At 75.2% G+C, this 26,844-nt stretch carries 22 protein-coding genes; 6 read left to right on the top strand and 16 right to left on the bottom strand.

Going from position 1 to position 26,844, the window contains the following annotated elements; genetic code table 11:
* Window positions 1-2: 2 nt before the first annotated feature.
* The 9 genes from DNK53_RS04645 to DNK53_RS04605 all read right to left on the bottom strand — a co-directional run bounded on the left by DNK53_RS04645 (window position 3) and on the right by DNK53_RS04605 (window position 10,689).
* On the bottom strand, window positions 3-1,208 hold the full coding sequence (locus DNK53_RS04645) for an MATE family efflux transporter (RefSeq protein ID WP_110181069.1): 1,206 nt from the start codon (window positions 1,206-1,208) through the stop codon (window positions 3-5).
* Window positions 1,205-2,344 (bottom strand): glycosyltransferase, encoded by a 1,140-nt coding sequence (locus DNK53_RS04640; RefSeq protein WP_110181068.1) that lies wholly within the window; start codon window positions 2,342-2,344, stop codon window positions 1,205-1,207. Before DNK53_RS04640 ends, DNK53_RS04645 begins: the two co-directional genes overlap by 4 nt.
* On the bottom strand, window positions 2,341-3,597 hold the full coding sequence (locus DNK53_RS04635; protein ID WP_110181067.1) for a glycosyltransferase family 4 protein: 1,257 nt from the start codon (window positions 3,595-3,597) through the stop codon (window positions 2,341-2,343). Before DNK53_RS04635 ends, DNK53_RS04640 begins: the two co-directional genes overlap by 4 nt.
* 74 nt (window positions 3,598-3,671) lie before the next feature.
* On the bottom strand, window positions 3,672-5,012 hold the full coding sequence (locus DNK53_RS04630) for an anthranilate synthase component I family protein (protein ID WP_110181066.1): 1,341 nt from the start codon (window positions 5,010-5,012) through the stop codon (window positions 3,672-3,674).
* On the bottom strand, window positions 5,009-5,578 hold the full coding sequence (locus DNK53_RS04625; RefSeq protein ID WP_110181065.1) for an anthranilate synthase component II: 570 nt from the start codon (window positions 5,576-5,578) through the stop codon (window positions 5,009-5,011). Before DNK53_RS04625 ends, DNK53_RS04630 begins: the two co-directional genes overlap by 4 nt.
* Before the next feature lie 10 nt (window positions 5,579-5,588).
* Window positions 5,589-6,290, bottom strand: a complete 702-nt coding sequence (locus DNK53_RS04620) for an acetyltransferase (protein ID WP_204163736.1) — start codon at window positions 6,288-6,290, stop codon at window positions 5,589-5,591.
* On the bottom strand, window positions 6,283-6,900 hold the full coding sequence (locus DNK53_RS04615) for a sugar transferase (RefSeq protein WP_110181064.1): 618 nt from the start codon (window positions 6,898-6,900) through the stop codon (window positions 6,283-6,285). Before DNK53_RS04615 ends, DNK53_RS04620 begins: the two co-directional genes overlap by 8 nt.
* A gap of 46 nt (window positions 6,901-6,946) precedes the next feature.
* Entirely contained in the window at window positions 6,947-8,665 is a 1,719-nt protein-coding gene (locus DNK53_RS04610; protein WP_110181063.1) for a sulfatase-like hydrolase/transferase, read from the bottom strand.
* A gap of 83 nt (window positions 8,666-8,748) precedes the next feature.
* Window positions 8,749-10,689, bottom strand: coding sequence for an anthranilate synthase family protein (locus tag DNK53_RS04605; RefSeq protein WP_110181062.1), 1,941 nt, complete (start codon window positions 10,687-10,689; stop codon window positions 8,749-8,751).
* A gap of 140 nt (window positions 10,690-10,829) precedes the next feature.
* On the opposite strand from DNK53_RS04605, the gene DNK53_RS04600 reads away from it, so the two are divergent.
* Both DNK53_RS04600 and DNK53_RS04595 read left to right on the top strand, forming a co-directional pair.
* Window positions 10,830-11,276: a hypothetical protein gene (locus DNK53_RS04600; protein ID WP_110181061.1), complete on the top strand. Its 447-nt coding sequence runs from the start codon at window positions 10,830-10,832 to the stop codon at window positions 11,274-11,276.
* Between the two features lie 42 nt (window positions 11,277-11,318).
* Entirely contained in the window at window positions 11,319-12,470 is a 1,152-nt protein-coding gene (locus tag DNK53_RS04595; RefSeq protein WP_110181060.1) for a glycosyltransferase family 2 protein, read from the top strand.
* Between the two features lie 6 nt (window positions 12,471-12,476).
* Here DNK53_RS04595 and DNK53_RS04590 read toward each other — a convergent pair whose 3' ends face one another.
* From DNK53_RS04590 to DNK53_RS04560, 7 genes are read right to left on the bottom strand one after another with little or no spacing between them, the layout of a single operon-like run.
* The gene (locus DNK53_RS04590; protein WP_110181059.1) at window positions 12,477-13,820 is read right to left on the bottom strand and encodes an O-antigen ligase family protein; all 1,344 of its coding nucleotides are present in this window, start codon (window positions 13,818-13,820) and stop codon (window positions 12,477-12,479) included.
* Window positions 13,811-15,232, bottom strand: a complete 1,422-nt coding sequence (locus tag DNK53_RS04585; protein WP_110181058.1) for a hypothetical protein — start codon at window positions 15,230-15,232, stop codon at window positions 13,811-13,813. The genes DNK53_RS04590 and DNK53_RS04585 overlap by 10 nt, the downstream gene beginning before the upstream one ends.
* Entirely contained in the window at window positions 15,229-16,362 is a 1,134-nt protein-coding gene (gene wecB, locus DNK53_RS04580) for a non-hydrolyzing UDP-N-acetylglucosamine 2-epimerase (protein WP_110181057.1), read from the bottom strand. Before wecB ends, DNK53_RS04585 begins: the two co-directional genes overlap by 4 nt.
* Window positions 16,359-17,537, bottom strand: a complete 1,179-nt coding sequence (locus DNK53_RS04575) for a polysaccharide biosynthesis C-terminal domain-containing protein (protein ID WP_110181056.1) — start codon at window positions 17,535-17,537, stop codon at window positions 16,359-16,361. Before DNK53_RS04575 ends, wecB begins: the two co-directional genes overlap by 4 nt.
* Window positions 17,534-18,622: an SDR family NAD(P)-dependent oxidoreductase gene (locus DNK53_RS04570; RefSeq protein WP_110181055.1), complete on the bottom strand. Its 1,089-nt coding sequence runs from the start codon at window positions 18,620-18,622 to the stop codon at window positions 17,534-17,536. Before DNK53_RS04570 ends, DNK53_RS04575 begins: the two co-directional genes overlap by 4 nt.
* Window positions 18,619-19,815 carry a DegT/DnrJ/EryC1/StrS family aminotransferase gene (locus tag DNK53_RS04565; protein WP_110181054.1) on the bottom strand — a complete coding sequence of 399 codons (1,197 nt, stop codon included), beginning with the start codon at window positions 19,813-19,815 and terminating at the stop codon, window positions 18,619-18,621. The genes DNK53_RS04570 and DNK53_RS04565 overlap by 4 nt, the downstream gene beginning before the upstream one ends.
* A complete protein-coding gene (locus DNK53_RS04560; protein WP_110181053.1) occupies window positions 19,812-21,623 on the bottom strand; it encodes a polysaccharide biosynthesis protein in 1,812 nt (603 codons plus the stop codon). Before DNK53_RS04560 ends, DNK53_RS04565 begins: the two co-directional genes overlap by 4 nt.
* A gap of 141 nt (window positions 21,624-21,764) precedes the next feature.
* On the opposite strand from DNK53_RS04560, the gene DNK53_RS04555 reads away from it, so the two are divergent.
* The 4 genes from DNK53_RS04555 (at window position 21,765) to DNK53_RS04540 (ending at window position 26,822) form a co-directional block, all read left to right on the top strand.
* Window positions 21,765-22,550, top strand: a complete 786-nt coding sequence (locus DNK53_RS04555) for an enoyl-CoA hydratase-related protein (protein WP_110181052.1) — start codon at window positions 21,765-21,767, stop codon at window positions 22,548-22,550.
* A 50-nt stretch (window positions 22,551-22,600) separates the two neighbouring features.
* Complete coding sequence (locus DNK53_RS04550; protein ID WP_110181051.1) at window positions 22,601-23,167, top strand: SigE family RNA polymerase sigma factor; 567 nt, start codon at window positions 22,601-22,603, stop codon at window positions 23,165-23,167.
* Entirely contained in the window at window positions 23,164-24,489 is a 1,326-nt protein-coding gene (locus tag DNK53_RS04545) for a hypothetical protein (RefSeq protein ID WP_110181050.1), read from the top strand. The genes DNK53_RS04550 and DNK53_RS04545 overlap by 4 nt, the downstream gene beginning before the upstream one ends.
* A gap of 68 nt (window positions 24,490-24,557) precedes the next feature.
* Window positions 24,558-26,822, top strand: a complete 2,265-nt coding sequence (locus DNK53_RS04540) for a HelD family protein (RefSeq protein WP_110181049.1) — start codon at window positions 24,558-24,560, stop codon at window positions 26,820-26,822.
* Window positions 26,823-26,844 lie beyond the last annotated feature (22 nt).

Genomic DNA, 26,844 nt, shown 5'->3' with positions numbered 1-26,844 from the left:
CGTCACCCGGCGGGGGAAGCTGCCTGCTCGCCCGGGCGTGAGCTTTCCCGGCGCGCCGCTGCGGTCAGCACCGCGCAATTGACCACGCTGGCCAGCAGCATCCCGACCATCACCTTGGTGAGGTCGCCGGTCCACACCGTCGCCGCCAGGGCGCAGCCGACCGCGGTCAGGTAGACCACCCGGGCCAGGAGCAGGGTGCGCCACCGCCGGTAGGTGCCGAGGAAGGCGATCGGCCCCGACGCGAACGCCCACATCACCATCTCCAGCACCACCCACAGCAGGATCGCCCGGCTGGCCGACCAGGTCTCGCCGAGCACCTGCCCGCCGACCCCGTCGGGCAGCAGCGCCAGCACCCCGCCCCAGCCGAGCACCAGCAGCGCCATCGCCACGGCCTGGGCGACGGCGAGCCGGGAGCGGTCGTCGCCGAGCACCCGGGCCATCTCGGGCAGCAGCACCACCGGCAGGGCGGAGAAGAGCATCGCCGCCGGTCCCAGCAGCGTGCCCGCGCCGCGCACCGCCGCCACGTCGCCGAAGGTCATGAAGTGCGCCATCACCGCGGCCAGGACCAGCGGGGCGACCGCGCCCAGGAACGCGTCCGGGCCGAGCGTGCGCAGCTCGTGGGCGTGCTCGGAGAGCCAGTGCAGCCGGACGCTCACCCCCCGCAGCAGCGGCACCAGGATTGCCAGCAGCGCCGCCCCGCCGCCCAGCACCACCCAGACCAGCGTCATCGTGGTCGCGTCCAGGTCGACGCCCAGCACGCTGGCGCCGAAGAGCCCGACCGTGACCGCCACCCAGACGCCGTCGCTGACCACGGCCAGGCCGACCCGGCGCTCGGCGATCACGCTGTAGCGCAGCAGGTCCTGCGGGTAGACGACCAGGCACGCGCCGACCACCACGTAGTACGCCGCGGAGCCGCCGTCCCCGACCACCTGGCCGAGCACCACCCCGAGGGCGCCCATCAGCACGCCCCAGAGCAGGCTCACCAGCACCGGGGGCGGCACCCGGCGCCCGGCCGAGAGGGAGATCAGCGTTCCCATGGAGGCGCGCTGCACCGCGAGGCCGAAGGCGAAGAGGGCGTAGGCGAAGGAGACCGCGCCGAACTCGTCGACCCCGGCCTCGCGGGCGACCGCCACGAGGAACAGGACGTTGGAGATGCTCGAGAGCCCCTGGTCGATGACGCCCAGGCCGAGGCGCCGGACGTGCCTCACCGCGCGCCCGCCAGGACCTCGTCGACCACCGCGAGGTAGGCCTCGGCGCGGTCGGCGGCGGTGGGCCAGGCGGCGGCGATCCGCTCCCCCTCGGCGACCCGCCGGGCCCGCCCGGGCGCGTCGGTCAGCATCGCGGCGAGCGCGTCGGCGAGCGAGGCGGGGTCGGTGGGCTCGGCGTACCAGGCGGCCCCGCCCGCGATCTCGCGGACGAACTCCCGGTCGGAGGCGACCAGCGGCCGGCCCGCCCGCAGCGCCTCCAGCGGGGTGACGGAGAAGCACTCGTTGAGGCTGGGGAAGACGACGCCGTCGCAGGCGGCGTAGAGGGCCGGGACCTGCGCGACGCGGACGGGGCCGAGGTTGACCGCGGCGTCCCGGGTCGCCGGGTCGAGGCCGGACCACTCGGCGTCGGTGAGGGTGAGGGCGAACCGGACGTCGAGGCCGTGGCGCTCGCGCAGCAGCCGGGCGGCCGGGCCGAGGACGGCGAGGTTCTTGTGCGGGTAGGCGCGGGTGGGGAAGGCGAGCACCGGGCCGTCGGGGAGCGTGGCGCCCAGCGGCTCGTGCCGGGCCGCGTCGCGGAAGATCCCGTTGAGGACGTTGGGCACCACCCGGGTGCGGGCCGGGTCGATTCCCCACCGCTCGGCGAGCGAGCGGGCCACGTGCGCCGCCTCGGTGACCACCAGGTCGGCGGTGCGGAACCGCCGCCGCGAGAGCCGCATCCGGAGCGCGTGCTTGAGTCGCGCCTGCGCGCCGACGAAGCCGGCGTGCTCGGGGAACAGGCTGGTGACGTCGGCGAACCCCACCACCCGCACGGGCGCGCGCCGCGGGCCGAAGTCGGGGCCGAAGACGGTGAAGGCGACGTCGAAGGGGTGCCGGCCCGGAAGGTCGGGGCGGCGGCGCGCCCGGGCCAGGGGGCGGCCGTCCACCACGGCGGCGCCGAGCGCGGCCGGGTCGCGCGTCAGGTTGTCGGCGACCTGGGCCGACATCTCCACGGCCGCGCCGGCCAGCCAGGGCCGGCGACGGTGCTCCGCGGGGTCCTCGGAGATCCGCACCAGCTCGTCGACGAACGAGGCGCCCACCTGGACGCCGCCGCCCGCGACCAGGTTGGACAGGTCGAGCAGGACGCGCGGGCCGGTCACCGGCGCCGCCGATCCGCGGCCCGCTCCAGCAGCCGGCGCAGCGCGCCCGCGCCGACGTCGCGGGACATGTGCTCCTCGTAGTGGGCGCGCCCGCGGCGGCCCATCGCGCGGCGCTCCTCCGCCGGGGTGGCGGCCAGCGCCAGCACCGCCTCGCGCAGGGCGTCGCGGTCGCCGGGGGGCGCGGTGAGCCCGGCGCCGGCGGTGCGGACCGCGTCGGCGCTGTCGCCCTCGGCCGAGACCAGGAGCGGCACGCCCGCGGCCATGATCGACTGCACCTTGCTGGGCATGGTGACGGCGAAGAGCGGCTGGGCGTCCAGCGAGACCAGCTGGGCGTCGGCGGCGGAGGTCAGCGCCGGCATCGCGGTCCGCGGCACGGGGTCCAGGAAGTGCACCAGCGGGTGGCCGGCGGCCCGCTCGACCAGGCCGGGCTTGGCGATGCCGTCGCCGACGAGGACCAGGTGGCAGCCGGCGTCGGCGGGCAGGCCGGCGAAGACGTCGACCACCGGCTCCAGGGCCTGCGCCTGGCCGTGGTTGCCGGCGTACATGAGGACGAAGTCGTCGGCCCCGACGCCCCAGGCGGCGCGCACCGCGTCCGCCTCGCCCGCCTCCGGCTGCGCGGCGGGCGCCTCCTCGACCCAGTTGTGGACCACGGAGAGCTTGTCGGCCGGCACGCCCCGCGACGCGAGCAGCCCGACCATCCCGGGGGAGGTGACGGCGACGTGGTCGGCGGACCGGTAGGTCCACCCGACCAGCACCTCGAGCACGCGGCGGGCCACCCGGCCCACCGTCCCGGGGAGGAAGCCGGAGGCGAAGACCGAGTCGGGCCACACGTCCTGGACCAGCAGCACGTACGGCGTGCCCCACAGCCGGCGCGCGACCATCGCCGGCAGCGCCGCGGTCGCCGGGGAGGAGTAGACCAGGGCGACGTCGGCGCGGCGCAGCAGGCGCTGGCCCAGGACGGCCGCCGACACCGCCCAGGAGGCGTAGTTGAGCAGGCGGCGCACGGCGCTGGCGTCGTGGCTGGGGTAGAGCGGGACCCGCCGGACCGGCAGCCCGCCCAGCTGCTCCCGGGAGGGACGCCACGCGGCGTACCCGTCGGCGACCACCCCGGTCGGGTAGTTCGGCACCCCGGTCAGCACCTCGACCCGCAGCCCCTGGTCGGCCAGCGCGGTGGCGATCCCCTGCGGCACGGCGGCCGGCTCCGGGGGGTACCACTGGCAGACGAAGGCGACCCTGCGACCGTGCGACTCCACCCTGTGCGCCCCTGCTCGTCGTCGTGCTGCCGTGTCCGTGCGGCCCGCGGCGCGGGCCCGTGCCGTCGGCGAGTCTAGACGGCGGCGGGGCCGCCGCCGGCCGGGTCACCCGAGCGCGGCCGGAGCGCGCCGAGCAGCAGGGCGGCCTTCCACCCGGTCTCCGCGTGCTCCTCGGCGACGTCGGAGCGGACGGTGATGCCGCCCCCGGTGCCCAGCGTCCAGGTGCCGTCGCCGGCGGTGGTCAGCGAGCGGATCACCACGCCCAGGTCGGCCCTGCCGTCGGCGGCGAGCCAGCCGAACGCCCCGGCGTACGCGCCCCGGGGGGTCGCCTCCACGGCGTCGATGATCTCCATCGTGCGCAGCTTGGGCGCCCCGGTCATCGAGCCGGCCGGGAAGAGGGAGCGCAGCGCGTCCACGGTCGTGACGTCCGCGCGCAGCCGGCCCCGCACCGTGGAGACCAGCTGGTGGACCGACTCGTAGGACTCCACCTCCATCAGCGCCGGGACCTCCACGGTGCCGGGGTCGCAGACCGTGGCCAGGTCGTTGCGGAGCAGGTCGACGATCATGAGGTTCTCGGCCCGGAACTTCGGCTCGGCGGCCAGCCGCCGGCGCAGCTCCTCGTCCTCGGCCACCGTCGCGCCCCGCGGGGTGGTGCCCTTGATCGGCTTGGTCTCCAGCACCCGCCGCGCGCCCCCGCTGCCGTCCTCGCTGCCCTCCTCCCAGCGGACCAGCGCGTAGCGCTCGGGCGAGGAGCTCAGCAGCCAGGCGCGCGCCCCGGGCACGTCGTGCTGGAGGAACCCGGCGTACGGCGCGGGGTTGAGCGCGCGCAGCCGGCGGTACGTCGCCACCGGGTCGGGGTCGGCGGCGGCGGTGACCCGGTGGGTCAGGTTGACCTCGTAGGAGTTGCCGGCACGCAGCTCCTCCTGGACCCGGGCGAAGGCGCGCGCGTAGTCGGCGGGGACGGCGGCGTCCGCCTCCGCGGCCGAGCGCGCGGGGGGCCGGGCGGCCGGGCGCGCCGGCGCCGGGTGGTCGAAGACCCGTGTGCGGCTGGGCCGCATCCACACCGCGTCGGGCAGCCGGGGGTCGGGCCGGGCCGGCAGGTCGCGCCGGCTCGCGTAGCCGAGGTAGCCGAACCACTGCGCGTCGGCCGGGCCGGCGGCGAGCTCGGCGCGCAGCACCTGGAAGACGTCGTCCCCGACGACCGGGGCGTCGGCGCCGACGGCGTCGCCCTGGTGCCGGCGCACCTCGCCGGTCGCGGCGTCGAGGGTGAGCGAGACGTCGTCGTCCTCGAGCCAGCCCAGCACCGAGCGCCGGCCCGACCACTCGCGCGCCCCGCCGCCGTCGAGCCAGAAGCAGCGGCGGTGGGCTGCGGCCACCTCCTCCAGCGGCACGTCCGGCCCGTCCCCGGCGCTCACCGCGGACCCGCCAGGAAGGCCGCGACCAGCGCCGCGCCGTGCTCGGAGAGCACCGACTCGGGGTGGAACTGCACGCCGTGCAGCGGGAGCGAGGTGTGCCGGACGGCCATGACGGTCCCGTCCTCGGCCCACGCGGTGGCGACGACGTCGGCGGGCAGCTCGAGCGCGGCGAGCGAGTGGTAGCGGACCGCGGCGAAGCCCTGCGGCAGCCCCGCCAGGACGCCCGTGCCGTCGTGCCGGATCCGGGCCACCTCCCCGTGGGCGGGCTCGACCCGGTCGACCCGGCCGCCGTACGCCGTGACCAGCCCCTGCATCCCCAGGCAGACGCCCAGCACCGGGCGGGTGCCGGCGCGCAGCACCTGGCCGCCCACGGCGAAGTCGCGCGGGTCCTCGGGCCGCCCCGGGCCGGGGGAGAGCACGACGTGGCTGTGCGCCAGCACCTGCGCGGCGGTCGCCTCGTCGTGCTGCACCACGGCCGGGAGCACGCCGGTCACGCCGGCGACCAGGTGGACGAGGTTCCAGGTGTAGGAGTCGTGGTGGTCGACCACCACGACGTCCGGGGTCACGGCAGCCGACTCATCGGGCGGGGATCCCCTTGACCACCACGCCCGGCGGGACGTCCTTCACCACGCAGGCCGAGCCGCCGACCGTGGAGCCGCGGCCCACCCGCACCTGGTTGAGAACGACGCCGGCGACCCCCACCAGCACCTCGTCCTCGAGCACGCAGTCGCCCGAGACCGAGGCCAGCGGGTTGACGCTCACGTAGTCGCCGACCACGGTGTCGTGGCCCACCGTGGCGTTCAGGTTGAGGTGGACGTGCCGGCCGAGCCGGACGTGGGTGGTGAGCCGGACCCCCGCGCAGAGCACGCTGCCCTCCCCCACCCGGACGTCGAAGCCGCGGGTGACGCTGGGGTGGACGAGGGTGGCCGGGCGCAGGCCGGCGACGTCGAGGCGCTCGGCGACGGCGCGCCGCACCCGCGGGCTGCCGATCCCGACCGTGTAGTGGGTGGGGCGCGTCCCCGCCAGCCCGTCGACCAGGTCCTGGACCCCGCCCAGGTGGGCGACCTCCCGGTCGGCGAGCAGGGCCAGGTTCTGCTCCGACGGCGAGTCGTCGACCACGCCGGCGACGGTCCAGGGGGCGGCGGAGCCGTTGCCGGCGGCCGCCGCGTTGACCGCGTCAACGACGTCGAGCACCTCGCGGCCGAAGCCGCCGGCGCCGACGACGACGAGCACGCCGGTGTTGTCGTCCCGCCCGTCCCGCCCGTCCTGCTCAGCCACGGCCGGCCCCCGGTCCCATGAACTCGCTCATCGTCGCCTCGCCGTCGGCGGAGATGCCGTCGCGGCGCAGCACGCCGGCGACGGTGCGCCAGAGGATCCGCAGGTCGAGCGCGAGGCTGCGCGTGTCGACGTACTCCACGTCCTTGGCGAACTTCGCGTCCCAGCCGATCGCGTTGCGCCCGCTGACCTGGGCCAGGCCGGTCACCCCGGGGCGCACCTCGTGCCGGCGGCGCTGCTCGGGGGTGTAGCGGTCGAGGTAGCGCACGAGCAGCGGGCGCGGGCCGACCAGGCTCATGTCGCCGCGCACGACGTTCCACAGGGTCGGCAGCTCGTCGAGGCTGGTGGCGCGCAGGAACGAGCCGAACGGCGTCATCCGCTGCTCGTCGGTGACCAGCCCGCGGGCCTCGTCGGGCTCCAGCATGGTGCGGAACTTCACCAGCTCGAAGACCCGCTCGTCCTTGCCGGGCCGCGGCTGGCGGAACAGCACCGGGGAGCCGAGCCTGCGGCGCACCAGCACGGCGATCACCGCCTGGACCGGCAGCGAGGCGAGGAGCGCGACCCCGCCGACGACCAGGTCGACCAGGCGCTTGAGCGGGTCGTAGGGCTTCACGGGCCAGGAGTCTAGGCCGTGGCGGGCGCCGCGGTCAGCGCCGTGGTCAGCGGGTCAGCGCCCGGCAGCGCGGCGGGACCGGGTCGTCCCCCGTGACGCCCGCGCACCGGTCGAACGCGCGCAGCCGGCGCAGCAGCGCCTCCTGGACGGCGGCGAGCTTGCGCACGCCGTACTTGTTCTTCTTCTCCCACGGGTGCTTCTCGTAGGAGTAGAGCTCGTAGGCGTGGCGGGTGCCGTCGGGCGAGGGGTCGAGGTCGTGCCGCACCAGCAGGGCGTCGCGGCTGCGGACGGCCACGTAGCTGGGGATGCGCATCAGCTCGCCGCCGGTGAAGGCCCGGTCGGGGTCGCCGCCGGCGGTGCCGGTGGTGTGCTCGAAGAAGACGTGGCCGCGGGTGCGCACGGTCCGGTCGGCCAGCGAGGCCACCAGCGACGTGCCCGCGCGGTACGGCGCCGGCGGCAGGCCGGCGAGCTCCTCGAAGGTGGGCGCGAGGTCGATGTTGCTGGTCATCTCGGCCCGCGGCCCCGGCTCGACCCCGGGCCCGCGGACCAGCAGCGGCACGCGCACGTCGGTGTCGTAGGGCGTGCCCTTGCCCAGCCCCATCCCGACCTGGCCGAGGTGGAAGCCGTTGTCGGAGGTCAGCACGACGTAGGTGTCGTCGTCGACGGCGCGCAGGATCCGCCGCACGGTCCGGTCGACCGACTGCACCATCCGCGCCCGGTCGCGCAGGTGCCGGGTCGCGTCGGCGGCCGAGGTGGTGCGCACGGTGTTCCACGGCCGGGTGCGCGCGCCGGCCCGGGTCCGCGGCGCGTTGTCGCGCCGGTTGTCCCCGAAGCCCGGCAGGTCCCGGGCGGTCAGCGACCGGCAGGTCACCCGCCCGCAGTCGCCCCCGGCCCTGCGACCGCCGGGCCGGTCGCCGAACGCGGCCGGGAACAGCGGGTCCCCCGGGTAGGCGCCCTCCGGGTCGACCCGGTTGTGCGGGGCGTACGGCGCGACCAGCAAGAAGAACGGGTGGTCCGAGCCGCGCTGGTCGGCCAGGAAGTCGAGCGCGTGGTCCTCCACGACCTGGCCGGCGTACGCCGCGTCGAGGACGTCGTGCGGGGAGCCCGCGGGCGGGGCCGGGTGGTGGCGCACCTCGAGCCGGCCGTCGACGAGCTCGGTGCTGTGGAAGCCCCAGCCGTCGTAGGCGGAGCCGAAGAGCACGTTGAACCGCGACCAGCCGAGCGGCGGCGCGGGGACGTCGACCCGCCCGGGGACGTACTCGTACTCGTTGAGGAACTTGCCGACGAACCCGGTCGTGTAGCCGGCCTCCTGCAGCCGGACGTTGACGCTGCGCGGGCCGTTGCCGTAGCGGGCGAAGGCCGGGTAGCCGCCGTACGGCAGGGGACCGTCGGAGGTGTTGGTCCGCACCCCCGTCTGGTGCGGGTACTGCCCGGTGAGCAGGCTCGCCCGGGAGACGCAGCACAGCGAGTCGACGACGAAGTGGTCGTAGGAGGCGCCGGTGCGGGCCAGCTCGCGGGCGCCGCGCATGGTGGCGAGCAGGTCCATGGAGAAGTCGTCCATGAGCACCACGACGATGTCGGGCCGCGACCCCGCCAGCCGCTGGGCCGGGGGCTCGGCCGGCCGTTCCGCGGGCTCGACGGCGCTGGGTGCCGGGTCGGCCGGGGCGGGCGTGGTGCTCGCCTCCTGGCCGACCGCGGCACTGCACGCGGCCAGGGCCACGACGCCCGCGAGCGTCGCGGCGAACCTCCAGCGACGTGCGCGCACTCGTGACCTCCCCCGGGAACTGGCAGCACCCTAGGAGACGGCAGGGCGGCCGCTCCGGTTGCCACTCCGGGAGGACTCGGGACCTAGGTCCCGACGAGCAGCTCGCTCACGAGCCCGTTGACCAGGTCGAAGCCCCGCTCGGTGAGGATCGACTCGGCGTGGAACTGGATGCCCCGGTAGTGCGGCCCGCGCACCAGGTGGACGTCCCCGGTCTCCGGGTCGGCCTGCGCCTCCACACCGGGCGGCAGCACGGCGTCGCCGACCCGGCCGACGAAGGTGTTGTAGAAGCCGACCCGCTCGACCCGGTCGCCGATCTCCACCGACGCCTGCGTGCCCTGGAAGACGATGTCCTTGAACGCCAGCGGGATGCCGAGGGCGTGGCAGAGGGTCTGGTGGCCCAGGCAGACGGCGAGGAACGGCTGCTCCCGCTCCAGCAGCCGGCCGACCGCGCGGCGCACCGTCGCGATCTTGGGGTCGTCCCCGTCGCGGGGGTCGCCGGGCCCGGGACCCACGATCACCAGGTCGTAGCCGTCGAGGTCGCCGTCGGCGTACGACTCGTGCCGGACCACCTCGCTGGTCATGCCCATGACCGCCAGCAGGTGGCGCAGCATGTTGACGAAGTCGTCCTCGGCGTCGAGGATGCCGACCCGCTTCCCGGCGAGCGCCGGGTCGGGGGTGCTGCCCGCCTGGTCGGTGAGCCAGAAGGTGGAGAGCCGCCGGTTGCGCGACTGCAGGGCGATCAGCACGTCCTCGTCGCGGGCCAGGTCGGCCAGGCCCTCCGAGGGCGCGCCCGCGGCGGGCACCAGCCCGAACGCCGAGAGGATCCCGCCGGCCTTCGCGTGCGTCTCGGCCACCTCGTACGCCGGGTCGGAGTCGCGCACCAGCGTGGCCCCGGCGGTGACCTTCATCCGGCCCTCGAGGTCGACGTCGGCGCTGCGGATGACGATCGGGCTGTCGGCGGTGGGCCGGCCCTCCTCGTCGCGGCCGAGCAGGGCGAGCGCCGCCCCGTAGTAGCCGCGGCCGCCGGGCTCGTACTGCTTGATGAGCCGGACGGCGTTCTCGACGGGGCTGCCGGTGACGGTGGCGGCGAACATCGTGTCGCGCAGGATCTCGCGCACGTCGCGCCGCGACCGGCCGGCCAGCAGGTACTCGGTGTGCACCAGGTGGGTCATCGGCTTGAGGAAGGGGCCCAGCACCATGCCGCCCTCGTGGCAGAGGTCGCACATCATCTTGAGCTCCTCGTCGACCACCATGAAGAGCTCGTAGATCTCCTTCTCGTCGCGCAGGAAGTCCAGCAGCGCCGGCTTCATCTCGGCGGCGGAGCGCCCGCCCACGCGGAAGGTGCCGGAGATGGGGTTCATCCGGACGTCGCCGCCGTGCACGCTCACGTGCCGCTCGGGGCTGGCGCCGACGAGGAACCGGTCGCCGGTGAAGAAGACGTAGGTCCAGTAGGCGCCCCGCTCGCGCTCGAGCAGGCGGCGGAACACCGTCAGCGCCTTGTCGGGCCCCCAGTCGGCGACCACGGCGCGGTAGTGGCGCCCGATCACCAGGTTGGCGCCCTCGCCCTGGCCGATCTCGTCGCGGATGATCGCCTCCACGATCCTCGCGTAGTCCTCGTCGGAGGTGTCGAACCCGCCGCGGTCGGTGAACTCCACGCCGGTGTCGGGGATCGCGGCGAGCACGTCGGCGACCGGGTGCCGGCGCTCGGTCTCGACGTCGACCACCACCAGCGGGGCGCCGTCGTCGTGGGCCTCGAACCCGCGCTCGCGGACCTGCCGGAAGGGGACGGCCAGCAGCCGGTCGAACCGGCGTCCGGGCTCGGGCACCCCCTCGGCCAGCGGCACGTCGAGCAGCGACTCCACCTCGTGCCGGGCGCCGCCGACGAAGGTGACCACGTCGGGGTCGCCCGGATCCTTCCGGGCCAGCCGCACCAGCGCCCACGCCTCGTGCCCCTGGAGCTCGGCGAGCGTGGCTCGCACCTTCTGGACTCCTGCCCCCTCGGGGCTGGGCGCGCTCTGGCTCATGCCCGCACCCTAGTTCGGCGCGCCGGGCGGCCCGGCACCCGTCCCAATCCGGCCGGGCGGCCCCGGCCGGCCCCCCTACACTGGGCGCCGCCGGTCGCCCGCCACCGAGTCCCCGTCAGACCGGACGAGTGAGGAGCCCCATGTCGAGCGCGCCCCGGCCCGCCACCGTGGTCGTGCAGCTGACGGCCGGCCCCGCCTTCCTGGACCCGTGGTTCCTGGCCCGCTGGGACGACACGGTCGCCGACGCCCGGGCCCGGGGGCACCAGGTCGAGGTGCGGCACCTGCCGCTGGGAGGCAGCGGCACCCAGGTGCCGTGGGCCTCCGACCACCGCGGCGCGGCCGACGACGTGCTGGTGGTCGCACGGCCGCAGGACGTCCCCTCCCCCACCCTGGTCGGCGACCTCGCCGAGGCGGTGGCCGGCTGGGCGCGGGTGGCCGGGCCGCGGCTGCTGCCCCTGGAGCACGACCTCGGGGGCCCTGACGACGGGGTGGACGCCGACCCCGCCTCGGCGCGCACCCGGGTGCGCGCCTGCCTGGCGCTCCGCGCGGGCACGCTGCGCGAGCTGGGCGACCTCGACGCCGCCTAGGACGAGCGCCCCCGCGACCACGACGCCGCGCTCGCCGCGATCGTGGCGGGCGCCGGCACCGGCACCGTCGTGCCGACCGCCGCGCTGTTCCGCGACGTCCGGGTGGGCTGGGTGGGGGCGCCGCTGGTCGGCGCCGAGACCACCTTCGCCGAGCCGGGCCCCGACGACCTGCGCCCGGTGGCGGCCCCGGGGCGGCCGGTCCCGTGCGGCCACCCCGCGACGCTGCCCGGCACGGCGCTGTCCCAGCTGCTCGCCCAGGTGCGGCTCGACGTCACCGACCCGGGCCCCGCCGAGCCGGCCCACACCGGCCCGTTCCTCAGCGTGGTCGTCCGCACCCGCGGCACCCGGCTGCTGATGCTGCAGGACACCTTCACCTCGCTGGCCGCGCAGACCGACCGCGACCTCGAGGTGCTGCTGGCCTGCCACCGGGTCGCGCCGGAGGAGCGCGCCCGGGTGCGCGAGCTGGTGGCCCGGCAGCCGGCGTGGCTGCGCGACCGGGTCCGGGTCCTCGACGTCGACCGGCCGGGCCGCAGCGCTCCCCTCAACGACGCCCTCGACGTCGCCGACGGGCGCTACGTGACGGTGCTGGACGACGACGACACCGTGCTGGGCCACTGGGTCGCCACCTTCCGCGCCCTGGAGGAACGGGCGCCCGGGCGCGTGCTCCGGGCGGGCTCGGTGCGGCAGCACGCCGCCCAGCTCGGCGAGGACGGCGCGCCGGACGGGCTCGGCTGGCCGGTGGTCACCGCGCCGCCGGAGCTGGCCTGGCCGCCGGAGTTCGACCTGCCCGCCCACCTGCACCTCAACCACACGCCCAACCTGGCCGCCGCGTTCCCGCGCGGGGTCGTGCGCCACCTCGGGCTCCGGTTCGACGAGTCGCTGCCGACGACCGAGGACTGGGACTTCCTGGTCCGCGCGGCGGCCGTCGTCGGCGTGCAGGGGACGCCCGAGGTCACCAGCGTCTACCGCTGGTTCGCCGCCGCGTCGTCGCGCCAGGAGCACGCGGGCGACGTGTGGGAGTCCGGCCGCCGGCGGGTGCGCGAGGGCTTCGACCAGATGCTCATGGTGCTGCCCCAGGGGTCGGCAGCCCTCGCCGCGCAGACCGGCGAGGAGCTCTACGCCCTGCGCGCCGTGATGGCCGAGCAGGCCGCGGCCGAGCGCGCGGCGGCCGAGGAGTCCGGCGACGCCGGCTGACCCCGGTCAGCCGGCGAGCGGGTCCGGCGTACGCCGTCGCCGGCCGCCGCGGACCCGGCGGCCGCGCCGCGGCACCTGCCCCGCGGCACCCGCGAGCAGCACCAGCACGAACCACCCGACCGGGGTGGAGAGGATCGGCTCGGTGACCCCGAAGAACAGGTGGCCGGTGGGCACGGCGACCACCAGGAGCCGCACGGTGCGGTAGGCCGAGAGCTGGTCGGGCCGCATGGTCGCGGGGCGGCGGGCCACCCGGACCCAGGCGCCCACGAAGATCGCGGCGCCGAGCAGCACGCCGACCAGCCCGACCATCGGGTAGAGGTCGACCCAGGAGTTGTGGCCGTGGCTGTAGGCGATCTCGGCGCGCTCGAAGATCTCGGTGCGCACGGCGTTGTCGGGCGCCGGGGCCCACGGGTGCAGCCAGACCGACCCCCAGCCGTAGCCCTGGAGCCACGCGTCCTCGGTCACCTCGAGGGTGGCGCCCCAGAACTGCGTGCGCCCCGAGAAGGTGATGTCGCGACCCAGCAGCGAGGTGACCCTCTCCAGCGAGAGCACCACCCCGACCGCCGCCGCGACGGTGAGCGCGAGCGCCACCCTGGGGGCCCACCGGGGCAGCCTGCTGGCCACGGCGGGGTAGGCCCGGGCCGCGCCCGCGGCGAGCACCACCAGCACCGCGCTGGCCTTGCCGGTGCTGGAGACGGCCAGGACGATGCCGGCGCAGATGATCCCGACGAGGGCGACCCACTTCACCCGGGACCACCACGTGCGCGGGCTCAGGCACATGGCGAAGCCCAGGGAGAGCACCAGCGTGTAGGACAGGATGTTGCGGTTGGTGCCGATCCCGGCCAGCGACCCCTCCATCCCGAGGTCGACGGCGGCGCCGGGCATCTCCCGCGCCCACGCGACGTACGACGCCACCGCGACCGCCGCGCCGCCCCAGGCGACGCCCTGGGCGATCGCGTGCGCGGAGACGTTGCTGGAGACGACCAGCGCGAGCAGGGCCACCGCCAGGTAGATGCGCAGCGACCCGAGGCCCTCGTCGGGCAGCTCGGACCAGGTCAGCGAGAGCGCCGCCCAGGCCAGGAACAGCGCGACCGCCACCGGCACCCTCGGCGGCCGCAGCCGCCAGGTGGTGAGCGCGGCGGCCCCGCACACCGCCCAGACCGCCCACTGCAGGGAGGTGCCGAAGAGCGGGACCAGCACCAGCGGGTTGCTCAGCAGGAAGAAGGCGGCCGCGACCGCCAGCGACCACAGGTCGCCGGCCGGCTCCCCGCTGCGGGCCAGCGGGAGGCCGCTCAGGTCGGTGCGCAGCAGCACCGCGCCGGCGCGGTGGCGCAGCCGGGTCAGCGCCAAGGCGGCTCCTGGTCGCGCTCGCGCCCGCGCTCCCCCACCACCCGGAACACGACGAGGAGGGAGAGCAGCACCCACATGAGCGAGCTCTCGCGGTTGCCGGTGAGGGCCGGCATCCCGAGGGACGCGCCCAGCGCCAGCAGGACGACCGCGCCCGCCAGGCGCCACTCCTCGCGGGGCAGCGTGTGCCGCAGCCGGATCCAGCGCACCAGCAGCAGGACGTGCACCGCCAGCAGGCACAGCACGCCGACGACCCCGGCGACGATGACCGCCTCGAGCCAGGTCGAGTCGTAGGAGACCGGGAGCCCGCGGGCGCCGACGCCGAACCAGGGGTGGTGCTGCACGACCTCGCGCGCCACCTCGACCAGGCCGCCGGGGACCTGGAACTCCTCCGGCACCCCCTCGCCGCCCTCGGTGGCCTTCGGCTCCGGCGGGGGCGCGGGCGGGTGCCCGTCGCCGGCGGTGCCGAAGCGGCCCGCGCTGAGGGTGTAGGAGAGCGAGTCGCCGTACCGGACGCTGTCGACGTACCACTGCAGCTGGACGCTGGCGCCCCACGAGCCGAGCCACCCCGCCACACCGAGGACGCCGGAGGCGAGCACGGTCCCGATCGCGGTGACGGTGAGCACCACCCGGTGCGCGCGGCCGGTGAGCACCAGCCAGGCGGTGAGCAGCACGCCGACGACGATGAAGATCTTGGACAGGGTGAGCAGCCCGCCCAGGATGAGCAGGGCCCAGGCGACCAGCCACGACCACCGCGGGGCGCGGGTGCCGGTGCGGACGAGGAAGACCAGGCAGAAGACGGCGAGGCTGTAGGCCACCCCGGCCTCGGCGGGCTGGTTGAACAGCCCGGAGTAGCGGCCGGAGCCCGCCGCGAGCTCGGCGACCGTGGTGCCGCTGCCGCCGGCGGCCCAGAACCGCGGCAGCAGCGGGACGCCGTCGAAGCCGACGTAGGAGGTGAGCAACGCGAGCGCGGCGTTGACCGACATGCCGACGACCACGACCCAGCAGACCGCACGCAGCAGCGCCTCCCGCGGGAGGGCGCTGCCCCACAGCGCGACCGCGGTCATCGTCGCCAGCGGCAGGAACGCGTTGTCCAGCCCGGCGACCAGGGAGCCGGTGCCCCAGCCGAGCTCGCTGTCGACGACGAACGCGGCGACGGCGGCGGTGCCGGCGTACACCGCCCAGGCCGCCAGCACCGGCCAGCCGGGCCGGAGCGCGCCCAGGTGCCGGCGCAGCAGCACGACCGCGACCGCCGCGGAGCCGTAGAGGGCTAGCTGCTCGGTGCGCAGGCCGCCGACCACGTAGGGGCCGAAGACGCACGCCACCGCGACGACCGCCCAGCGGAACGTCGGGCTCCCCCGCCACGTCGCGGCGGGGTCGGCGGCGGCGGTGGCCACCTCGGGCCGGGCGCTCACCGCCCGCCGGTCCCGGGGGTGCGGATCCCGGCCCAGCTCGCGTGCCGGCGGTGGGTGGAGAGGATGAAGCTGACGGTACGCCGGGCGGTGTCGCCGATCTGGTAGTCGGCCGGCACCTCGGCCGGGGCGAGCCCGGCGGTGACGAACCGGACCGCCTCGACCACGTTGTCGGGGTCGAGGTCGGTCATCGGGATGGACCCAGTGTCCAGGGCCTCCGGGCGCTCGATCGAGGCGCGCAGGGTGACCGCCGGGAAGCCGAGCAGCGACGACTCCTCCGCGATGGTGCCCGAGTCGGAGAGCACGCAGAAACTGTTCTTCTGCAGGTGGTTGTAGTCCAGGAAGCCGAGCGGCTCGTGGAAGGTGATGCCCTCCACCGCGCGGCCCAGCGCGTCGAGGCGCTTGCGGGTGCGGGGGTGGGTGGAGACCAGCACCGGGTGGCCGAACTCGGTGACCGTGCGCTCGAGGCAGTCGAGCAGCGCGTGCAGCCGCGCCGGGTCGTCGACGTTCTCCTCGCGGTGGGCGCTGACCAGCACGTACGCGCCGGCGCTGAGGCCCTGCTCGGCCAGCACGCCCGAGGCGTCGATCCGCTCGGCGTGGGCGGCGAGCACCTCCTTCATCGGCGACCCGGTCTTGAGGATCCGCCGCGGTGGCAGGCCCTCGGCGAGCAGGTTGCGGCGGGCGTGCTCGGTGTAGACGAGGTTGAAGTCGGCGACGTGGTCGACGAGGCGCCGGTTGGTCTCCTCCGGCACGTTCTCGTCGAAGCAGCGGTTGCCGGCCTCCATGTGGTAGACGGGGATCCGCATCCGCTTGGCCATCACCGCGGACAGGCAGCTGTTGGTGTCGCCCAGCACGAGCAGCGCGTCGGGCCGCTCGGCCAGCAGCATCTCCTCGGTCTTGATCAGCACCTCGCCCAGCACCCGGCCCAGGCTGCTGGTGTCGACGCCCAGGTAGTGGTCGGGCGCGCGCAGGCCGAGGTCGGAGAAGAATACCTCGTTGAGCGTGTAGTCGTAGTTCTGGCCGGTGTGCACCAGCACGTGGTCGACGTGGGCGTCGAGCAGCTTGATGGTCTCCGACAGTCGGATGATCTCGGGGCGGGTGCCCACGACGGTCATCACCTTGGTGCGGCTCATCGGGCGGTCTCCTCGCGGGTCGCCCCGCTGGTCTCGGCGGTCGCGACCGGCTCGGGGGTGGTGTCGGGCGCGTCGGGGTCGAAGAGGGTGTCGGTCCAGAACAGGGTGGTCAGCGTCCCGCTGCCGACGTTGGTGATGTTGTGCGACCACATGGTCGGCATGTCGACGGCCACCGGGTGCTCGCCCGAGACGGGGATCTCGACCACCTCGTCGGTGAACATCCGGCGCAGCGCGATCACCGCCTCGCCCTCGAGCACGACGAACCGCTCCACCTTGTGCAGGTGGTAGTGCTCGCCGCGGGTGACGCCCGGGACGGTGGTGGAGACGAACGTCTGGCCGCCCCGGCCGTGCGCGCGCACGGTCTCGACCAGCCGGCCCCGCTGGTCGGCGCGCGGGGTCAGGCTGATCGCGCCCCGCTCGGGGAAGAGCCGCGCCCGGTAGGTGTTGAACAGGTCCCGCGCCAGGGTGGTGGAGATGTCGGGCACGTCCCCGGTCTCGGGGTAGAGCGCGTGGAAGCCCAGCAGCGTCTCCAGCACGCCCGCGACGGAGGTGGCCTCGGTCGGCAGGGGCGGGACGACGGACGGGTCGGCGGCCGCGCGGAGCAGCGCCTCCGCGGCCCCCTGGGCGTGCAGCAGCTCGATCTCCCGGTCGTCGACCTGCGGGGTCTCGCCGCGCACCACCGCGTCGACGAAGGTGGCGACGAACGAGTTGTACGCCGGCCGGCCGTGCTCGCCGAACAGGTTGGGCAGCAGCACGTCGGCGAAGGCGCCGGCGGTGGCCGACGCCGCCTCGGCCAGGCGGGCGGCCGCACGCGCCTTGCCGTCGGCGTACGGCGAGCCGTTGCCGACCTGCACCGAGTTGGCGAAGACGACCGTCGGGGCGGGCCGGCCCGCGCCGGCCGCGCGGCGCACGGCGTCGGCCACGTCGGCGGCGAGCCGCTCGTTGCCCGCGGCGAGCTCGTCGGGCTCGGCCCGGTTGATGCCGGCCAGGTGGAGCACCACGTCGGCGTCGGCCACCAGCTCGGGCAGCCGGTCCCACGAGGCCCGGCCGACCGGGACGACCACGTCGTCGGTGGTCGCCCGCAGCCGGCAGCGCACGTGCCAGCCGAGGAAGCCGTCGGCGCCGGTGACGACGACCCGGCGCCGCGCCGGGGCCGGGGCGTGCGCGCCGCTCATCCGGCCAGGGCCGGGTCGGCGGCGATCTCGGGGATGGTGCGCAGCAGGTCCTTCGCCTGCTCCACGGTGAGCGCGGGCACGGAGTCGGAGGAGTAGTCGACCGTCTCGTCGACCTCCTCCTCACCCTCGGAGAAGTACTTCTCGTACTGCAGGCCGCGGGTGTCCAGCGGGACCCGGAAGTAGTCGCCCTGGTCCTCGGCCTTGGCCAGCTCCTCGCGGGTCAGCAGGGTCTCGTGCAGCTTCTCGCCGTGCCGGGTGCCGATGTGCACCACCTCGGGCTCGTCGACGCCGTACAGGCCGGCGACCGCGCGGGCCAGCACGTCGACGGTGGCGGCGGGCGCCTTCTTGACGAACAGGTCGCCTGGCTGGGCGTGGGCGAAGGCGTGCTTGACCAGGTCGACCGAGTCGGCCAGCGACATGAGGAACCGGGTCATCTTCGGGTCGGTGATCGTGAGCGGCCGGCCGTCCTTGAGCATGGCGATGAAGGCCGGGATCACCGAGCCGCGCGAGTACATGACGTTGCCGTAACGGGTGACCGAGACGGTGAGGTCGGAGCGCGGGTGGTTGCGGGCGAACGCCTGCGCGGTCTTCTCCATCAGCGCCTTGGACATGCCCATGGCGTTGACCGGGTAGACCGCCTTGTCGGTGCTGAGCAGCACCACGGAGCGGACGTCGGCGCGCGCGCACGCCTCGATCACGTGGTGGCTGCCGGTCACGTTGGTCTTGACCGCCTGCTCGGGGAAGAACTCGCACGACGGGACCTGCTTGAGCGCGGCCGCGTGGAAGACGTAGTCGGCGTCGAGCACCGCCGTCCGCACGCTGTCGAGGTCGCGGACGTCGCCGAGGAAGAACCGCATCCGCTCGTCGTTGACCCGGCGGCGCATCTCGTCCTGCTTGGCCTCGTCGCGGCTCAGCACGTTGATCGCGGCCGCGCCCTGGGCGAGCAGGGTGCGGGCCATCACCGAGCCGAACGAGCCGGTGCCGCCGGTGATGGTGACGACCTTGCCGACCACGTCGCCCTCGACGGTCTTGGCCGCCTCGGCGGCGACCTCGGTCTCGGCGGAGTCGGGCTGGGGCAGGCTCATCGGGTCTCTCCTGTGGGGACGAACTGCGCGTGGCGGGACCGGCCCGCCGACCGGTCGAGGAAGTCGGCGATCGCCTCCGTCACGCGGCCGAACTGCTCGTCGCTGAGCGCGGAGCCGCTGGGGAGGGACAGGCCGGTGCGGAAGAGCCGCTCCGAGACGCCGTTGGTGTACGACGGCCGGTCGGCGTAGACGGGCTGGAGGTGCATGGGCTTCCAGAGCGGCCGGGCCTCGATGTCGAGGGCGGCGAGGTGCTCGCGGAGGTCGTCGGAGGCGAAGCCGGCCTCGCCGGGGTCGACCACCACGCTGGTCAGCCAGCAGTTGTCGTGGTCGTCGTCGGTCTCGGTGCGGCCGGGCTCGCGGCCGAGCACCCGGACCCCCGGGACCGGGGCGAACAGCGCCTCGTAGCGGTCGCGCCAGGCGCGGCGGCGGGCCATCATCGACGGCAGCCGCTCGAGCTGCGCGCGGCCCAGCGCGGCCAGCACGTTGGACATCCGGTAGTTGTAGCCGATGTCGGTGTGCTCGTAGTGGACGACCGGCTGCCGCGCCTGGGTGGCGAGGTAGCGGACGTGGGCGGCCATCTCCTCGTCGTCGCAGACGAGCGCGCCGCCCCCCGAGGTCGTCATGATCTTGTTGCCGTTGAACGAGACGATCGCGGCCACCCCGTCCTGGCCGGCGCGCCGCCCGGCGCGCGCCGCGCCCAGGGACTCGGCCGCGTCGACGACGAGCGGGATCCCGTGACGGTCGGCCACCTCGCCGATCGCCGCGTGGTCCGCGACGCGGCCGAGGAGGTCCACGGGGACGATCGCGGACACGTCGGCGCCCCGGGCCAGCTGGTCGGCGACCGCGTGCTCGAGCAGGGCGGGGTCGACGTTGCCGGTCTCGTCGGAGTCGACGAAGACCGGGACGGCGCCCGTGTAGGTGATCGCGTTGGCCGTGGCGGCGAAGGTCATGCTGGAGGTGACCACCGCCGACCCGGGACGGACGCCCAGGGTGAGCAGCGCCAGGTGGAGGGCGCCGGTGCCCGACGAGAGCGCCACCGCCTGCTCCCGCCCCGTCGCGGCGGCGAGCTCCTCCTCGAAGGCATCGACCTCGGGGCCGAGCGGAGCGACCCAGTTGGACCGGATGGCCCGGACGACGGCTGCCTCCTCGGCGTCGCCGACGTCGGGCGACGACAGGAAGATGCGCGCGCTCACCGCTCGCCTCCCGCCAGGTCGGTACGGCGCTCCTCGGGCGGGAGCGTCTCCGCGGTCACCTCGAGCCGCGGCAGGTTCTCGAGCCCGGCGGCCTCACTGGGCGCGACCGGCGGGACCGGCACGCTGCGGATCATGTCGTGGGCGGTGGCGCTGGAGACCTCGCCGTCGCTGAAGAGCACCTCGTGGAGCTTCTCCCCCGGGCGCAGCCCGGTGAAGACGATCTCCACGCCGTGGGCGCCGGAGTGCCGGATCATCCGCTTCGCCACGTCGAGGATCCTCACCGGCGTCCCCATCTCGAGGACCATCACCTCGCCGGCGGTGCCCATCGAGCCGGCTTGGATGACCAGCTCGCAGGCCTCGGGGATCGTCATGAAGTAGCGGGTGACCTCGGGGTGGGTGACGGTCACCGGCCCCCCGGCCGCGATCTGGGCGTTGAAGGTGTGGAGCATCGAGCCGCGCGAGCCGAGCACGTTGCCGAAGCGGACGCTCATGTAGGGACGGCCGGTCTCCCGGGCGTGCCAGGCGGTCAGCTGCTCGGCGAGGCGCTTCGTCGCCCCCAGGACGCTGGTGGCGTCGGCGGCCTTGTCGGTGGAGACGTTGACGAAGCGCTCCACGTCGAACTCGGCGGCCAGGGTGAGCAGGTTGAGGGTACCGAGCACGTTGGTCTTCCAGCCCTCGGCGGGGAACCGCTCGAGCATCGGCAGGTGCTTCAGCGCGGCCGCGTGGAAGACCACCTCCGGGCGGTGCTCCTCGAAGACCTTGCGGAGGCTGTCGCGGTCGCGGATGTCGACCAGCACGGTCTCGGGGCCGTCGAGCAGCCCGTGGCCGTGGACGGCGAGCTGGACCGTGTGCAGCGCGGACTCGTCGCGGTCGAGCATCGTCATGGTCGCCGGGCCGAAGGCGTGCACCTGGCGGGCGAGCTCGGAGCCGATCGAACCGCCGGCGCCCGTGATCAGCACCCGCTTGCCGGTGAGGTAGCCGGCGATGGAGGCCAGGTCGGTGGTGACCTGGTGGCGACCGAGGACGTCGCTGATCTCCACCGGGCGGATCGCGCTCGCGTCGACGCTCCCGCCGATCATCTCCGCCACCCGCGGCAGCACGAAGAACTCGAGGCCCACCCGCGCGGCCTCGTCCTGGACCCGGCCGACGAACTCGCCCGGCGCGTCGGGGATCGCCAGGATCACGGCCCGGGCGCCGGTCTGCTCAGCGGCCTCGGCGAGCTGGGTGCCGTCGCCCAGCACGGGGACGCCCTGGATCCGCAGGTTGCGCTTGCCCGGGTTGTCGTCGAGCAGGCCCACCGGGGCGAGGTGCCGCGCGGTGCCACGCTCCGCCCGGAGGAGCTGAAGGACCTGCCGGCCCGCGTCGCCGGCGCCGTACACGAGGACGGGACGGGTCTCGTCCTGGCCCGACGCGTCGCTCGGCCGGGTGCGCAGCGCGCGGTAGAACCAGCGGCCGGCCGCCGAGATGAGCAGCGCCACCGGCGGGACCAGGACGGGGATGCTGCGCGGCAGCGCCTCGTTGAGCACGGTGGCGACGCCGAGGCTGACGCCCCCCACCGCGGCCACGTGCATCGCCAGGCCCAGCGCCTCGTCGAAGGAGCCCACGAGGAACCGGCCACGGTAGAACTTGGTGGCGTAGCCGACCAGCAGGAGCAGTAGCGAGCTGAGCATCCAGTACTGGAGCACCGACTCCCACTGGACCTCGTTGATCGTGAAGTCGTGCCGCACGCCCAGGACCACGGCCGTGGCCAGCGCCCACCCGACGATGTCGAACGCGGCGAGCGCACCCCGGCGCATCCACGGAGACATGCAGCAACTCCCCCTCGGCGGCGCTCGGTCGACGCGTCCCGCTCAGAACCTGACGCGTGATCGTAACGCGACCGGCGGTCGCAGCAGAAAGCACGGGATTCCACGGGCACGGGCGGTCCCCGCTCGTGCACACTGTGCGCCATGTCTGACTCCCCCTCCCCCGCCACGACCGACGCGACGGACGCGCCGTACGTGACGTACGTGGTCGCCGACGGCGTCGCCACGATCACCCTCGACTCCCCGCACAACCGCAACGCGCTGTCGCGCAGGCTGGTCACCGAGCTGCACGAGCACCTCGAGACCGCCGCCGCCGACGAGGCCGTCCGCGTCGTGCTGCTGCAGAGCTCCGGCAAGGTCTTCTGCTCCGGGGCCGACCTCTCCGAGGCCGCCACCACCAGCATGGAGGAGGGCACGAAGCGGATCATCGCGCTGCAGCGGCTGATCGCGACCATGCCCAAGGTGGTCGTCACCAAGAACCTGGGCGCCGTACGCGCCGGCGGCATCGGCATCGTCGCCTCCGCCGACATCGCTGTCTCGGCCGAGGAGGCCACCTTCGCGCTCACCGAGGTCAAGCTCGGCCTCGCCGCCGCGATCATCAGCCTCACCGTCTTCCACCGGATGGACCCCCGCTCGGCCTCCCTGACCGCGCTCTCGGGCGAGACGTTCACCGGCGCCGAGGCGGCGGCGTACGGGCTGGTCACCAAGGCCGTCCCGGCGGCCGAGCTCGACGACGTCGTGGCGAAGCTCTGCGCCGACGTCGCCACGGGCGCCAACCAGGGCATCCGCGAGACCAAGAAGATCCTCAATGCCGCCCTGGTGGAGCGGATCGACACGCTCGGCGACGAGATGTCGGCGCTCAGCACCCGCCTCTTCGGCTCCGACGAGGCCCGCGAGGCGATGACCGCGTTCCTGAACCGCAAGAAGTAGGGCGCAGGAAGCAGGCAACCTCCTCCCCTCCCCGACCGGTAGGAGGGGGCATGACCGCCACGTCCGCGCACGAGACCCGGGAGGGGCCGGTGAGCCCAGCCGCCGGCCCCGCCGTGGGCTTCGACGACTTCGTCGTCGCCCGCTCCCCCGGCCTCCTGCGCACCGCCTACCTGCTGACCCGCGACCACGCCCTGGCCGAGGACCTGCTCCAGACGGCCCTGGCCAAGGCGTGGGCCGCCTGGCGCCGCATCGACGGCGACCCCGAGCCCTACGTCCGGCGCATCCTCGTCACCACCTACGCCTCGTGGTGGCGCCGCCGGTGGAACGACGAACGGCCCACCGAGCGGCTGCCCGACCCCGGGTCCGCCGACGGCACCGGCGCGGCCGACGACTCCCACGACCTGTGGCACGCGCTGGGGCGGCTGCCCCGCCGGATGCGTGCCGTCGTCGTGCTCCGCTTCTTCGAGGACCTCTCCGTGAGCGAGACCGCGGCGCTGCTGCAGTGCTCGCCCGGCACGGTCAAGAGCCAGACCAGCAAGGCGCTGGCCAAGCTCCGCATCGACCCCTCCCTCTCCCCCGTCATCGACGGCACCGGCCCGGACGGAGCCCCGGCATGAACACCCTCGACGACCTGCGCAGCACCCTCCACACCCACGCCCGCGAGGCCGGCGCCGACCGCTCGGCGCTGGCGACCCGCGCCGGGGCCGCCCGCGACCGCGCCCGCGCCACCCGTCGCCGACGCACCGCCGGGGCGGCCGCCGGCGCCTTCGTGGCGGCCGCGGCGCTGCTGGGGCCCGCCCTCCTGCCCGACGGCTCCGGGCCCGGCCCCGCGGGCGGCGACGTCCCGGCGGAGCTGGCGGGTCATGCGGTCCCGCTCACGCTGGAGTCGACGGGCTGGACCTACGAGTACGCCGGCTCGGTGACCGGGGACGACGTCGTCGAGCTCGACCTCGAGCCCTCCGACGAGCCGCGCGTGATCGCCTGGGGCAACGAGGCCACCCCACCTCCCGGCGAGCTGGACGCGTGGAAGGTGGTCGTGCCGGGCGGCGGGCCGGTGTTCGCGCCGACCGCAGCCGACTTCACCGAGTTCTGGCGGGTGCCGGCGGACGTCGACGGCACGTTCCGCTTCCACGGACCGGGAGCGAGCGCCCTGGCCGTCTACGAGCTCGCCGACGAGCGCCCGCCCGGCACCACCGTCGAGGGGATGACGTTCCGGGCGACGGTGGCGGGCGACCGGCTGGTCGCCGCCGACGCGGTCCGCGGCGCGTCGACCCTGCCCCTGCGGCTCACCGTCCCCGAGGGGACGCTGCGGTTCGGGGCCTTCTGCTCCGGGTACGACGCCGAGGTCGAGCTCGAGGTCTCCCTCGACGGCGAGGTCGTCAACTCGGGGAGCAGCTGCGAGCGCCGGACCCCCTTCGACCCGGGGACCTCCTGGTTCGCCTCCTTCCCCGAGGGGCTCGCGACGGACGCCGGCCCCCTCGAGCCGGGAGACGTGGTCGACGTCGAGGTGCGGATGCGGGACGCCGACGGCGACCCGGTGGACCCCGACGACGACGTCCTGCTGGCTGCCTCCTTCTACGAGATCGCCGAGCCGTCCCGGACCCGGCTCGGTCGCCAGCCGGTGCCCGAGCTGGTCGAGGTCGACGGGGTGACGTGGGCCCTGACCACGACGCAGGCGGGCTACTCGGGGCAGGGGACCGTGCGAGGCACCCCCGTGACGGAGCCGTCCATGGCCCAGGTCTTCGTCTCCGGCCTCCCGCGCGGCGGCATCGCGAAGGTCTCCGTCGACGGCGAGGCCGCCTCCCGGCTCCAGGGCGGCGAGGGGAGTCTCGGGGCGCTCTTCGTCCCGACCGGCGGCCGGGTCGACCTCGCCTTCGAGGGGACGGGCCCCATGCCGGGACTCTCCTGGGGGGTGGCGACCTACACGCGGGTCGACTGACGCTCCCGCCGCTCGCGGCCGGTAGGCTTGCGCACTTGCCGCAAGTGCCGCCAGGAGTGGGGAACAGGTTGTCCGGGGAGTCGTCCGAGGATCTCGTCGCGCGCGAGATCGCCACCGAGCAGGCGTTCGTGGACCGGGTCCACGTGCAGCTGGAGAAGTCGGCGGCCGCCGCCGCCGAGCTCGCGAGGGAGGGCCACAGCCGGGCCCGCCTCGGCCACGAGGGCGGGCTCGTGGAGCGCGACGCCATGGTCTTCCAGGCCGCCCGGCGGATCGCCCAGCTCGACGCCGCCCACGAGGGGCTCGTCTTCGGCCGCCTCGACCTGCGCGACGACCTGGACCCCGAGCCCCGGTACGTCGGCCGGATCGGCCTGCGCGACGACGACCGCGACTCGCTCCTCATCGACTGGCGCGCGCCCGCCGCCGCCGTCTTCTACCAGGCCACCGCCGCCACGCCGCAGGGCGTCGTGCGCCGCCGGGTGCTGCGGTCCGACCACCGCACGGTGGTGGGCGTCGAGGACGAGCTGCTCGACGCCGAGGCCCTGGCCGAGACCGACCGCGACCTGCCGGTCGTCGGGGAGGGCGCCCTGATGGCGCAGCTCTCCCGGGCCCGGGACCGCTCGATGCACTCGATCGTCGCCACCATCCAGGCCGAGCAGGACCGCGCGATCCGGGCCCCCGGCAAGGGCGTCGTCGCGATCTCCGGCGGCCCCGGCACGGGCAAGACGGTCGTGGCGCTGCACCGGGCGGCGTACCTGCTCTACTCCGACCGCCGGCGCTACGAGACCGGCGGCGTCCTCGTCGTCGGCCCCAGCGGGGTCTTCATGCGGTACATCGAGCGCGTCCTGCCCTCCCTCGGCGAGACCGCCGTGGCCCTGCGCTCCCTCGGCGAGGTGGTCGACGGGGTCCGGGCCACCCGGCACGACGAGCCGGCGGTCGCCGACGTCAAGGGCGCCGCGGTGATGGCCGAGGTGCTGCGCCGGGCCGCCCGCCAGCAGGCCCCCGGCAGCCCCCGCGAGTTCAAGGTCTTCTGGCGCGACGACACGATCCACCTCGACCCGGCGCTGCTGGGCCGGCTGCGCCGCCAGCTGATGAACCAGGGCCGCCGCAACCGGCAGCTGCCCCGCGTCGCCAGCACCCTGCTCGACGCGATGTGGCGCCAGGTGCGCGGCGAGCGCGGCCGGGAGCGCGGCCGCGAGCAGTTCGACGACGACATGCTGTCGCACCACGACTTCGTCGACTTCGCCGCGCGGTGGTGGCCGCCGCTCGAGGCCCGCGAGGTGCTCGGCTGGCTGCGCGACCCCGACTTCCTCGCGAAGGTCGCCGACGGGGTGCTCGACGCCGACCGGCAGGCCGTGCTGGTCCGCTCGTGGGCCGAGGCCGACCCCGAGGGCCGGGGGCTGCTGCCCACCCGTCCGGGGGCCGCGGAGGCGCTCAGCGTCGAGGACGTCGCGCTGCTCGACGAGCTGCGCTACCTGCTCGGCGACGTGCCGCAGCGCACCGACGCCGACCACGACCTCGACGACACCCTCGCCTTCCGGGACGGCGGCGTCGACCTGCAGGAGCTGACCACGGCCTCCGACCGCGAGTACGCCCCCCGCGGCCGGGCCTGGTCCCCGCCGCTGCACCGCCTGGACGACGACCCCTTCGCCCACGTGCTGGTCGACGAGGCTCAGGACCTCACCCCGATGCAGTGGCGGATGGTCGGACGGCGCGGCCGCGCCGCGTCGTGGACGATCGTCGGCGACCCCGCGCAGTCTTCGTGGCCAGTGCCCGAGGAGTCCGAGGCCGCCCGTGCGGCGGCGCTGGAGCGCAAGGAGGTGCACTCCTTCCACCTGTCGAAGAACTACCGCAACTCCGCCGAGATCTACGCGTACGCCGCGGCGTACGCCCGGCGCGTCGGCCTCGACGCCGACCTCCCCGAGGCGGTCCGGTCGACCGGCGAGGCGCCCGTCGAGCGCGAGGCCGGTGACTCCGCCGACGCCCTCGAGCGCGAGGTCCGCGCGGCCGTCGCGGAGCTCGCCGACCGGGTCGCCGGCACCGTCGGGATCGTGGTCCCGGCGGCCCGCCGCGCCGAGGTCAACGGCTGGCTGGCCGGCTGGCCAGAGCGCGCGCAGGACGCCCGCGGGGCGGCCAGGGCGGCCGCCGACCCCGGCGCCACCCCGTCGGGCGACGACCGGGTCGTGGTGCTCACCGGCCTCGACACCAAGGGCCTGGAGTTCGACGGCATCGTCGTGGTCCGACCCGACGAGATCGAGGGCGAGTCCGCGACCGGGCGTGCCACCCTCTACGTCGTGCTCACCCGCGCCACGCAGCTGCTGACCGTGGTGCGGTGAGGAGGCCGACGTGACCGAGGAG

The organism is Nocardioides solisilvae (genome assembly GCF_003194625.1).
Lineage (GTDB): Bacteria > Actinomycetota > Actinomycetes > Propionibacteriales > Nocardioidaceae > Nocardioides > Nocardioides solisilvae.
The sequence above is the reverse complement of the archived record's forward strand: the minus strand, read 5'-3'. Positions and strand labels throughout refer to the sequence as shown.